Raw genomic sequence first — 11154 nt, 5'->3', positions numbered from 1 at the left:
ACGTCCGTGGGCACTTGCACAGTAGTGCCATCGGGCCAGGTCACCGTCACTGTGGAGCCCGGCTCGCTGACCGTGCCCGAGACCGTGGGCTTGTTGTCAGCATCGGCATCGCTGATCGCAACCGTGGTGCTCGGCGCTGTGGTGTCCACTGTTAGTTCGAAGCTGGCGCTCGGAGTGGAGGCATTGCCCGCAGCATCGGTAGCAACAGCAGTTAACTGATGAGTTCCTTCGGCCAGCGCAAAGGGCGGAGTGAAAGTCCAGCGGCCATTCGAATCAGCGATCGTGGAACCCAGTAATTTGTCACCATCAAAAATGGATATCTGAGCCCCTGCTTCCGAGGTGCCGGACACCGAAGGCCTTGTATCGTCCGTGTCGCCTCCGACAGTTATTGATCCTTTTCTAGGACCAACATCATCTTGTAGTGTGCCAATCGTTGGTGTTGCAGGCACAACAGTATCTACTTCAATAGAGTGCGGAGTGCTGGGATCGCTGCTTCCCGCATCATCAGTGGCGACTGCAGTCAGCTCATGGTCGCCATCTGTCAGAGGCTCGGTGGGTGTAAAGCTCCACTTTCCGTCTCCATCCGCAGTGGTACTCCCCAGCAGTTTTCCATTATCGTAAATTGTTACAACGCTGCCAGGTTTGGCAGTTCCCATCAAAGTAGGCGTTGTGTCATTGGTGGCTTGAGCATCACCCAGTGGTTTTCCATTCCCGCTCACTGTGAAGGTGGGCGCAGAAGGTACGGCGGGGGAAGCATCTCCTCCACTATTTGAAGAAGAGGCAAGGATGCCAATACCTGCTGCCCCCAACAATCCTATAAGAGCAGCTGTAGCTACACCATCATTGATTGGCTCGTAGACAACCAATGCATCCGTGACACCGTCTGCTCCGTTCAATGCATCACGAAAATCCACCCAGAAGCGGGCATCTTCCTCGATGAGGACTAGATTGTTCACCCCATCTCCATGAGCGAAAAAGCCCTGAATGCGAACTGTGCGCCCATCCTTCATCTCGATGAGGAGATCATTACCAATGCGAGAGTAGTTAGAGACGTCTTCTTTTCTTACAGCCAATAAAAAATTTGCTGGCTCATTAGGAGCTTCCACAGAAGAGGTCTCTACAAATACATCAACATGATTAGCCAATACAGTTGAAGAAATCATGGTAATCCCTTAAGAATGAGGTGCGAGCTAGCAGTGAAGTCGACTGATTAATTAATGATCAAAAGCATTCAATTAGCCAATTCAATCGACCAGACTCGATGCATTTATTAAATGCATCACACGAGTTTTGTCATAAGTGAAAACTAACTTTTTAAATACTTTTGATGTACTGAAAACATATTAATAAGCGGCAAGTCGGGAAATGTAAGAATTGTTCGAATTTACAAATTAAAACAAACAAAACAAATTGATGAATAGATGGACTTACAGACAAAACCGGCGTCGCTCCTCTCGAGGGATGGAGCATTTTTAGAATTACTAGCCCTGCATCTCAGTATCGGTTTTAATAATGCAATAGCTTGGTGCTATTGACCATTTTATTTGTAGGATTATTAATAAGAAGTTATTTAGATCTGAATTTATTTGAATTAATAAAAACAAGTGAATCCTTACATCTGAAGCAACGCTCTCTCCGATATTTTTCTGGATGCATTAAAAATAAAGCTGTACTCAAACTGGTGAAACTAGAACCGGTTCATTCACGTGCGTCTCTTTCTTTAAGTCAATTCGACCTTGGCGCGCAATACCCTGAAACACAACAAGGTGAACTAGGCATGGTTTAGTGGCATGGACCTCCCTCGAAGCTCAGAAGACAGCAGCGGCTTCGAACTGAATGCGCAATCGCTTGCAAAGACTTCGCAAGCGGTTGGGTGCATGTAAAACCGCTTAGAATTCCCTGCGTTGGTGCACCACCCTGGATCACTCAGGAAAGGTGTTAAACGGGAATCAGGAGAAGCTCTGTACTGCGCTTTAACCTGAACTGCCCCCGCAACAGTAAGTGCGGTGCGTCGCAATCCGAGCGCGCAAAGTGACACGGACAGCCACTGAGGTTTGCTCCTCGGGAAGGAGTGTCACCCCTACCCACCAGTCTGGATACCGGCCAACACGCAGTAGCTGCTGCTTTGCAGCGGCTACTTTCATCATCTGTGCAGGCGGGGTCGCCTGGGTGGCAGAACATTCTCTGCATGCATTTCTACTTCTGCAGCGTCAGCAGCTGCATTTGGCATTGCGCATGTCGATTTGCATCTCAAACCCTACGCCGCGCCTGACAAGGTTCTTCCGTAGGCTTCATGATCAAAATTTTCTCCAAACCCAACTGCGTTCAATGTTCGATGACGATGCGCGCCCTGGATCGTCAAGGCAGCACCTACGAAGTGGTCGACGTATCGCAAGACGCTGCTGCTGCAACACTGATCCAGTCATGGGGCTACCGCCAAGTGCCCGTGGTGCAATTTGGAGAAGAGCACTGGAGCGGCTTCCGCCCTGATCGACTGGCAGCCTTGCCAACTGCTGCCTGACATGGCGCACTGGGTTTTCTACTCTTCCAGAACTGGCAACACCGCACGTCTGCTGAGCAACGCAGGCTTGACAGGCTCCCGTATTCCGCGCGCTGTTGAAGACGAGATGCCCACCATTCAGGGCCCATTCATCTTGCTGACTCCGTCATTTGGCGATGCACAAGGCCAGGGAGCCGTGCCCAAAGCCGTGATCCGCTTCCTCAATGCGCCAGAGCGCAGGCAATGGCTGCGTGCAGTCGTGGCCTGCGGTGATCGCAACTTTGGTGCTGCGTTTGCTCAGGCAGGTGATGTGATCGCACGCAAATGCCAGGTTCCGCTGCTGCACCGTGTCGAGATGGCTGGCACGAGCGCAGACTGGATGCGCTTACAGCACATCGATCAGCACTTTCCCCTCCACATCCTTCCCAACACCTCGACCGCTTCGTTATGACACCCACACCCACCAAGCTGGACTTTCATGCCCTGAATGCCATGCTGAACCTGCCTGATGAGAAAGGGCAAATTCAGTTTGATGCCGACCGCCTGGCGGCGCGTCAGTATTTTCTGCAACACGTCAACCAGAACACCGTGTTCTTTCATTCGCTGGAAGAAAAACTCGACTACCTGCGCACGGAAGACTATTACGAAGGCGAAGTGCTGGATGCATACACACCTGCTTTTGTAGAGTCCATCTTCAAGTCGGCTTACGCCAAGAAATTTCGCTTCCCGACCTTCCTGGGAGCGTACAAGTACTACACGGCCTATACCTTGAAAACGCGTGATGGCAAACGCTATCTGGAGCGCTTTGAAGACCGTGTGGTGATGACGGCACTGGCGCTGGCTCGTGGCGATGAAAAGCTGTCCATACGCATAATGGAAGAGATCATTGCCGGGCGCTTTCAGCCCGCAACCCCCACTTTCCTGAACGCTGGCAAAAAGCAGCGTGGCGAGCTGGTCTCGTGTTTTCTGCTGCGCCTTGAAGACAATATGGAAAGCATTGGCCGCGGCATCAACTCGGCCCTGCAACTGTCCAAGCGCGGCGGCGGCGTGGCCCTGTTACTGAGCAATCTGCGCGAGCTGGGTGCCCCCATCAAGGGTATTGAAAACCAGTCTTCCGGCGTGATTCCCGTGATGAAACTGCTGGAAGACGGCTTCTCTTACGCCAACCAGCTTGGTGCCCGCCAAGGTGCAGGCGCCGTATACCTGAACGCCCACCACCCAGACATCATGCGTTTTCTGGACACCAAGCGTGAAAACGCGGACGAGAAGATTCGCATCAAGACGCTGTCGTTAGGCGTGGTCATTCCAGACATCACCTTCGAGCTGGCCAAACGCAATGAGGATATGTACCTATTCTCACCCTACGACGTGGAACGCGTATACGGCAAACCGTTTGCCGACATCTCCGTGACCGAGCATTACAAGGCCATGGTGGATGATCCCCGCATCAAAAAGACCAAGATCAAAGCACGCGAGTTCTTCCAGACCATTGCGGAGATCCAGTTCGAGTCGGGCTACCCCTACATCCTGTTTGAAGATACGGCCAACCGTGCCAACCCGATTGCAGGCCGCATCAACATGTCCAACCTGTGCTCGGAAATTCTGCAAGTCAACACGCCCTCTGTGTTGAATGAAGATCTGAACTACGAGGAAATTGGCAACGACATATCCTGCAATCTCGGTTCACTGAACATTGCAACCGTCATGGACGGCGGCCAACTCGGCCAGGCTGTGGAAACTGCCATCCGTGCCTTGACAGCCGTCTCCGAGATGAGCGCTGTCAACTCCGTCCCGTCTGTACGCAAAGGCAACGATGACAGCCACGCGATCGGCCTGGGACAAATGAATTTGCACGGCTATCTGGGCCGCGAAAAAATTCATTACGACAGCCCTGCTGCCGTGGAATTCACCAGCGTGTACTTTGCCGCTGTGGCCTATCACTGCCTGCGTACATCCTGCCTATTGGCACAAGAGAAGAAGCAACGCTTTATCGGCTTTGAAGACAGCAAGTACGCCAGTGGCGAATACTTTGCCAAGTACACCAACCGCGACTGGCTGCCCACCTCCGACACAGTCAAAGCCCTGTTCGCTAAAACCAGCATGACGCTGCCAACGCGTGCCGACTGGAAGCAGCTCAAAGCCGATGTCATGCAGCACGGCTTGTACAACCGCAACCTGCAGGCCATTCCGCCCACGGGCTCGATCAGCTACATCAACAATTCCACATCGTCCATCCACCCCATTGCCTCGCGTATCGAAATTCGCAAGGAAGGCAAGATTGGCCGCGTGTACTACCCTGCACCGTTCCTCTCGAACGACAACATGGCTTATTACCGCGACGCCTACGAGATTGGCCCCAACGCCATCATTGATGTCTATGCAGCGGCCACTGAACACGTGGATCAAGGCCTTTCCCTGACCCTGTTCTTCCCTGACACCGCCACCACGCGCGATATCAACAAAGCGCAAATCTATGCCTGGAAAAAAGGCATCAAGACCATTTACTACATCCGCCTGCGCCAGCTTGCGCTGGAAGGCACGGAAGTCAAGGCGACTTGCGTCTCCTGCACGCTGTAACCGCCCGATAGAAAGATTGCCATGACATTGCTGACCCAAGCCATCAACTGGAACCGCATCGAGGATGAAAAAGACCTCGAAATCTGGAACCGTGTCACTGCCAACTTCTGGCTGCCTGAAAAGGTGCCGCTGTCCAACGACATTCCATCCTGGGCCACGCTGCGCCCCAGTGAGCAGGAATTGACCATCCGCGTCTTCACCGGACTGACCTTGCTGGACACCGTGCAAAACCAGGTGGGCGCACCCTCGCTCATGCACGATGCCGTCACGCCCCACGAGGAGTCGGTGCTCTCCAACTTCACCTTCATGGAGGCCGTGCACGCGCGCAGCTATTCATCCATCTTCTCCACGCTGTGCTCCACCACGGAGATTGACGAAGCCTTCCGCTGGTCAGAAGAAAACCCATGGCTGCAAAAGAAAGCCGAACTCATCCTGAATGAGTACAAGGCCATGGAAACACCGCTGAAAAAGAAGATAGCGTCGGTCTGCCTGGAAAGCTTTCTGTTCTATTCCGGCTTTTACCTGCCGCTGTACTGGTCCAGCCGCGGCAAGCTCACCAACACGGCAGACCTGATTCGCCTCATCATCCGCGACGAAGCGGTGCACGGCTACTACATCGGCTACAAGTTCCAACTGGCATTTGCCAAATTGTCCGAAGCCGACAAGCAAGAAGTCAAAGCCGCAGCCTACGCCATGTTGTACGACCTGTATGAACTGGAATGTCACTACGCTGCCGAGCTGTACGACCCCGTAGGACTGACTGAAGACGTCAAGCGCTTCATGCACTACAACGCCAACAAGGCGCTGAGCAATCTGGGCTTTGAGGCCATGTTCCCCGAAGACATGTGCCAGGTAAACCCCGCCATCATGGCCGCTCTCAGCCCCAGCGCCAACGAGAACCACGACTTCTTCTCAGGCTCAGGCTCTTCATACGTGATTGGCAAGGCAGTCGCTACCGAAGACGAAGACTGGGACTTCTAGGCGCCTGCACAATCTCTCCTTGCAATGGCTGGAAGCTCGGCAATGGGTTGAGCAAAGCGCTCAGAGGTGTTCCAGCGAGGATTTCTGAGCGATTTTTTGTACCAGCAACAGTTGGCGGCAACGTCGTGCTTTGCACCAGGCTCATACCGCTTTTTTGCCCCTTGCCCCTTGCGCGCAATCGATTGCCTCATGAAAAAACCACTGGCTTTGGCTGCCAGTGGTCAGAAGGAAGAAAGCACTTCCCAATGGATACATGAAGATTTGCAGGAACGGCCCCAGCACCCGGCTGCAATCTTTCCAGACCTCATCACAAGGTCTGCTTGTCCAGCCCTTTTTTCACCACCAGATCCACAATTCGCTGCTCACGCTTGTTGGCGCGCTCACAGTGGCCTTCCTGGAAAAAATCCGTCATCGCAATAATGATGCGTGCCCAGCGTTTATCTCTTTCGCGCCAGGCATGAGAAGACACACTCTCCCATGCATAGCCATTAAAAACAGTGGCGTTGACAAAGTGATCCAGCGCACGCACGCCAGCACGGCCCCGCTCTGTTCGACCAAACAGTCCTACCCACCACAAAACCAGATACCCCAGGATGGCCATAGGCACCATCACACACATAAAGGCAAAGCCTCCGAGACGCTCTTTCATGCAACCACGTACAAATAAATTGATTTGAATAAATGCTCTGTAAAGTCAACCAATAGCTCGGTGTATTAAGACCCGCTAACACAACCATTGATACGTCGTTGCTTCGCCTTGTCGTACGCCAGTACTGCCTGCGGCTGCGCGCCCCGTCTCAATCGCAAACCTTCGGTTTGCTGGGTAGTGTTAGCGACTCTAAGAAGTCAAAAACTCAATCTACGGATCGCCAGCTCAATAAAAAGCAGATTTAAAAACATAAAGATCAATCCTTTCATAGCATTTACATATCGCCTACAGCACAAGCACGGCATCGCAATAGATTAGCTCTTGCTATGAGCCTATACCGTGAAGACACCACTGCTGATAAAACGTTTAGTGTGATGGTCAGCGCTTTTTGAGCTTGAGGCGCACGCCATTTTCTGAACGAATTGTCAGGCGACCGACCGGCTTGGGTTCATGCCCTTCCACCGCAAGAAGCTCATAGCGACGCAGCAAGCACGTCAGAATCAACACCGCTTCCTGCAATGCAAATGCAGCGCCCAAGCAAACGCGCTGCCCCATGCTGAAAGGCATGTACGCATGTTTGATTGCAGGTTTGCTCTCATCCCTATCAAACCGGTCAGGGTCAAACGCATCAGGCTCTTTCCACCACTTACGGTGGCGTTGCAGCAGCCAGGGAGCAACCACCACCGTGCTACCTGCCTTGATGTGCTTGCCACGAATGGGACAGTCCTGGGCATTTTCGCGAGCAAAAAATCCCACAGGTGGGAAAAGCCTCAAAGCCTCTCGAAAGATATTCCAAACCTTTGGCAAGCTTTTCATATCACTTTGCGCTGGCGTTCGGTCTCCCAACACCTCCTGAATTTGATCAAATGCACGCTGCTGAACATCAGGAGACTTGGCCAGCAAATAGCACGACCAGGTGAGCGCGCTTGCCGATGTTTCATGCCCTGCCAAAAACAGCATAGCGACCTGATTGACGAGCTCATCAAAGTCAAAGGGCTGCCCTGTTTGCGGATCCTTGGCCATCATGAAGGCTGCAAGAATATCCTTGGGCTCGTCGTCCACCTCCCCTCGCTGATGCGCCTCATAGCGTGGGCGCACCATGGCACTGAGCAGACTACGAATTTCCTTGGATGCCTGATTGCTGCGCCAGCGCTGCCAGGGCATTACAGCCCAACGCATGCCAAACAAAGCTGGCAACATCAATTTCGGGGCCAGGGCTTGATAGCGGGCAAACGCATGAAAGACGCGATGTGCATCCGGCCCTTGCATGGGTTCCGAGAAAATCGTGCGGAAGATGATGTCCGCCGTCACATGCGTCATCTCCACTTCTATATCGTATTCCTCACCATCCGGCAGCGCATCCAGACGCTCCAGCATGGCCGTGGCAGCATCCAGCATGCGTGGGAATGCAATGTGCAGCCGGGCCTGCTCAAAAGCAGGGTTCATCATCGTTCGCTGACGCTGCCACTGTTCACCATTGGTGGTGAAAATACTTTCGCCCAGCAGTGGCTCCAATGCTTCATGCAGCAAACGGCTCTTTGGAAAGCTGTCAGCCTCGGTCTGCATGACACGCTTGACCTGCTCCGTATCATTGAGCATGTACATATCAACACCGGGCAGGTGTACCTCGCCCATTTGCATGCTGTAGCTGCGCTCATACAAAGCATCCATCCATGAACGGCGCGCATGCCAGAACATGCTGAGCTTCGATGCTTTTTCAGGATGGGGCTTGGGGTATGCAGGGCAAAAACGGCTCATCGTACCAATCGTTTAGAAATGAAATCCATCAACTGCCCCTGATAAGTGAGCAATGCAAAATAGTCATAGGCTCCTGGCAATTCAGAGGCCATCAGGTACTGGAAATGCATGCGCATCTTGTTGCGGCGCAGCCAACGGTATGTAGCAGCGTGGAACAGCTTATGGAATCTTGGTGAGCACATATGCCTCGGATTCACGCACTGCGCCAGCTCTTTGCTCGTGAGTTCAGGCAGACTCAATGCAATCAGATCGCACATCCCGAAGCTTACACTGTCACTCGGAGAGGAGATATCCACCCAATGCAGCCCCTCGTCCTGCGACAGAGTCCGCAACTGCTGATGTAAACGTTCATCCGCTTGAGGCATCAGCGTAAACAAAGGAATGCAATTGCCCAAGGTCAGCAAATTCACAGCTTGCGGCCCCTCAGGCACTCTTTGCAACTGCTGCCGCAGAGCATGTACCAAAGACACAGCTACTGCACTCCCAACACTGAATCCCACCACAACCACTTCACCATATCGCCCGCGCTGCATCTCGGAGGCGATCAGTTCAGCGCTAGTTTCCATCCGCGCCCTCAACGGCTCAATTGGAGCCCTTGCAGACTGAGACGCAAAATTCAATATGCGCAACAACCAGCTGACATGCAGCAGCTTGTCCAGCTTGTAGCCAGCAAAAAGCATGAGATACGCAGCCAGAAGAGCGATCAAAGTGCCGCTGGTCCCTGAAGCCTGGCTCATGCCCCCCCAAAAAACTGCGCTGGCCAGCAAAACGCACAGCAGCATATACACCAGTGGATACGCGAGGGTCCACAAGACATAGGGGGTTTGTCTGTGCAATGCAGGCAGCGTTTTCCGCACGCGGAAAACCGCAGCATATGTGCGCAGCGCATCCCAGACAACGCGCAATGTATGCTTGGGCCAGTGCAGGCGAACCTGGTCCGACCAGTCAATGAAAAGATGATCGCTTGGCTCCTGCCCCTCAACGCCAACCGACCAGACAGAGTGCGCCATACCCGCAGCTTCAGCAGGCTCCCAGCGCGAACGTGGGCCCACCTGATAGCCGGCCTTGGATACCTCCGACTGTTTCGCGGCTTCACGGCGCATAAGCTGGTGATAATGCCGCGCACCGCGCGGATCAAAGCCCCCCACAAATACAACCAGCCGATTTGACTTCTGCGGTGCTTGGGCACAAAGCTTTGGATCCAGCACTTAGGCACCAACCCTTTTGGAACCGCTTTCAGTTTTTGCAGCTTGCTTGCGGCGTTTGCCTTTTTTTCCTTTAAGCATACGCATGGACTTCTGCCCCCCTGTCTTGTCCAAGAAATTCAGGCGCAAAGGTCGGCGTGCCTCAGGAATTTCCTGAGGCCACAAGCGTTCAGCCATTTGCCCGTCCAGAGCAATTCCGCACTCCCACTCCAAACCACTGAGCTTTCGATAAAAGCTACCGTTGATCTGGGTGCGGCGAATCAGCGCACTCTTGAAACGCTGCAACTCTTGGGTATCTGGTGCCGCATGCCCGGCAAAATGCCAGAACTGCCGTAAGCGCCCTTGGAAAGTCAGTCCGGGAATGTTGTACAGCGCTGTACCGCAGACCTTGACAGGAGCGCCATGGCCCAACGCAGACAAGCCAACCGTGCTATTGACAACAACCACGCCACGCGTAGCCTTCAAGAGTGAAGGCAAATGCTGGTCATGGATGTACAGCACCTTTCCCTGTAAGTCAAAGCGTTGGCACAAGCGCTCCAGTACCCGACCATAGTGTCGGTGCCCTCTATCCATGGGATGGTGTTTGAACACCAGAATCGCATCTTTGATCGATTCACCGCCATTCGGCACCCCCTCTTGCAACTCGGTAGCTAGCGCTTTTGAAAACGAGCGCATCACATAGTCAGCAAAATTGCAGACGGAGTCAAAATCTGAATGTACGCTGATTTGCGCGTCGTTATAAACCTGCAGTGGCACCAAGAAAAACTGCTTTTGCTTAGCGGTGCACAGATGCTCTTGAATGCCGCGCTGCTTGACTTTGTACCAGGCCTTGCGGCCAAAAGACAGCCACCACCAAGGTGCGTCCAGCACCGTCATGCGACGATGGTGCAAGCTATTGTTCCAGAACCACTGCCCCACCCACGCAGCAAAAAAATAAGCCATGCCCCACATGGCCGCATGCCAAAAAGTATTGCCCACGCCCTTTGTGGCTGGAACCGGCAAGGTGGAAACCGGCTTTGTTGCATCCGACAACAGCGCCTGTTGTGCCAGCCATGGCGCCAAACTTTGCGCAAACTCCGAATTGCCATTGACGCCAACAGGCTCAAAGGTCACATAGTCCGGGCGCAAATAGCCCTCTTCGAAAACCCCGAGAGAACACCCTAACTCCTGCGCCAGACCTCGCACACATGCATGCACAGGACGGCAATCGCCAAACAGCAACACAACATCTATCTTGTGCTCACGCAGAAAGGCCTCCAGCAGCCTGGGCCAATCTGCCAGTTTTCCTTTGAAGGAGCGTGCACCCCGTGGGTAGAACAGCCAATCTCCGGCATTGAAGTTGAACTTGAAGACCTGGGCGCCTTTGCCTCTCAGATCCTTTGCCAAGTTCCAGAAAAAAGGGCCAACGGGTCCTTGAAGAAAAAGGACCCGTTTTCCGGAAAAGCTCGGCGAATTCATAGAACAGGAATCTGTAAAAATTTCAT

General features: G+C 53.2%; 10 protein-coding genes and 1 riboswitch. Of the genes, 5 read left to right on the top strand and 5 right to left on the bottom strand.

The genetic code is table 11. The features are described 5' to 3' along the window. On the bottom strand, nucleotides 1-1163 hold a 1163-nt coding region (locus QEP11_RS10075), incomplete at its 3' end, for an Ig-like domain-containing protein (RefSeq protein WP_284336520.1). A 362-nt stretch (nucleotides 1164-1525) separates the two neighbouring features. Between QEP11_RS10075 and QEP11_RS10070 the strand changes: the two genes are divergently transcribed. From QEP11_RS10070 to nrdF, 5 genes are all read left to right on the top strand, one after another. Continuing rightward, entirely contained in the window at nucleotides 1526-1786 is a 261-nt protein-coding gene (locus tag QEP11_RS10070) for a hypothetical protein (protein ID WP_284336519.1), read from the top strand. A 102-nt stretch (nucleotides 1787-1888) separates the two neighbouring features. Then, nucleotides 1889-2122: riboswitch (cobalamin riboswitch) on the top strand. 171 nt (nucleotides 2123-2293) lie between these two features. Further along, nucleotides 2294-2521 (top strand): glutaredoxin-like protein NrdH, encoded by a 228-nt coding sequence (gene nrdH, locus QEP11_RS10065; protein WP_284336518.1) that lies wholly within the window; start codon nucleotides 2294-2296, stop codon nucleotides 2519-2521. Nucleotide 2522: 1 nt separating this feature from the next. Continuing rightward, nucleotides 2523-2951 carry a class Ib ribonucleoside-diphosphate reductase assembly flavoprotein NrdI gene (gene nrdI, locus QEP11_RS10060; RefSeq protein ID WP_284336517.1) on the top strand — a complete coding sequence of 143 codons (429 nt, stop codon included), beginning with the start codon at nucleotides 2523-2525 and terminating at the stop codon, nucleotides 2949-2951. After that, nucleotides 2948-5077 carry a class 1b ribonucleoside-diphosphate reductase subunit alpha gene (gene nrdE / locus QEP11_RS10055; protein ID WP_284336516.1) on the top strand — a complete coding sequence of 710 codons (2130 nt, stop codon included), beginning with the start codon at nucleotides 2948-2950 and terminating at the stop codon, nucleotides 5075-5077. The genes nrdI and nrdE overlap by 4 nt, the downstream gene beginning before the upstream one ends. A 21-nt stretch (nucleotides 5078-5098) precedes the next feature. Next, on the top strand, nucleotides 5099-6058 hold the full coding sequence (gene nrdF / locus QEP11_RS10050; RefSeq protein WP_284336515.1) for a class 1b ribonucleoside-diphosphate reductase subunit beta: 960 nt from the start codon (nucleotides 5099-5101) through the stop codon (nucleotides 6056-6058). Between the two features lie 307 nt (nucleotides 6059-6365). On the opposite strand, the gene QEP11_RS10045 is transcribed toward nrdF, so the two are convergent. The 4 genes from QEP11_RS10045 to QEP11_RS10030 form a co-directional block, all read right to left on the bottom strand. After that, nucleotides 6366-6707, bottom strand: coding sequence for a hypothetical protein (locus QEP11_RS10045; protein WP_284336514.1), 342 nt, complete (start codon nucleotides 6705-6707; stop codon nucleotides 6366-6368). A gap of 378 nt (nucleotides 6708-7085) precedes the next feature. Then, complete coding sequence (locus QEP11_RS10040) at nucleotides 7086-8465, bottom strand: cytochrome P450 (protein ID WP_284336513.1); 1380 nt, start codon at nucleotides 8463-8465, stop codon at nucleotides 7086-7088. Further along, nucleotides 8462-9568, bottom strand: coding sequence for a hypothetical protein (locus QEP11_RS10035; protein WP_284336512.1), 1107 nt, complete (start codon nucleotides 9566-9568; stop codon nucleotides 8462-8464). The genes QEP11_RS10040 and QEP11_RS10035 overlap by 4 nt, the downstream gene beginning before the upstream one ends. Nucleotides 9569-9673: 105 nt before the next feature. After that, nucleotides 9674-11056: a capsule biosynthesis protein gene (locus QEP11_RS10030; RefSeq protein WP_284336511.1), complete on the bottom strand. Its 1383-nt coding sequence runs from the start codon at nucleotides 11054-11056 to the stop codon at nucleotides 9674-9676. Between the last annotated feature and the right edge of the window lie 98 nt (nucleotides 11057-11154).

This window comes from Comamonas halotolerans (assembly GCF_030162935.1).
In the GTDB taxonomy this organism is placed as follows: domain Bacteria; phylum Pseudomonadota; class Gammaproteobacteria; order Burkholderiales; family Burkholderiaceae_C; genus Comamonas; species Comamonas halotolerans.
The sequence above is the reverse complement of the archived record's forward strand: the minus strand, read 5'-3'. Positions and strand labels throughout refer to the sequence as shown.

Excerpts from the sequence above, each read along its gene's own strand:
- nrdH (WP_284336518.1), top strand. The coding sequence starts at position 2,294 with ATGATCAAAATTTTCTCCAAACCCAACTGCGTTCAATGTTCGATGACG.
- nrdI (WP_284336517.1), top strand. The coding sequence starts at position 2,523 with ATGGCGCACTGGGTTTTCTACTCTTCCAGAACTGGCAACACCGCACGT.
- nrdE (WP_284336516.1), top strand. The coding sequence starts at position 2,948 with ATGACACCCACACCCACCAAGCTGGACTTTCATGCCCTGAATGCCATG.
- nrdF (WP_284336515.1), top strand. The coding sequence starts at position 5,099 with ATGACATTGCTGACCCAAGCCATCAACTGGAACCGCATCGAGGATGAA.
- QEP11_RS10045 (WP_284336514.1), bottom strand. The coding sequence starts at position 6,707 with ATGAAAGAGCGTCTCGGAGGCTTTGCCTTTATGTGTGTGATGGTGCCT.
- QEP11_RS10040 (WP_284336513.1), bottom strand. The coding sequence starts at position 8,465 with ATGAGCCGTTTTTGCCCTGCATACCCCAAGCCCCATCCTGAAAAAGCA.
- QEP11_RS10035 (WP_284336512.1), bottom strand. The coding sequence starts at position 9,568 with ATGCGCCGTGAAGCCGCGAAACAGTCGGAGGTATCCAAGGCCGGCTAT.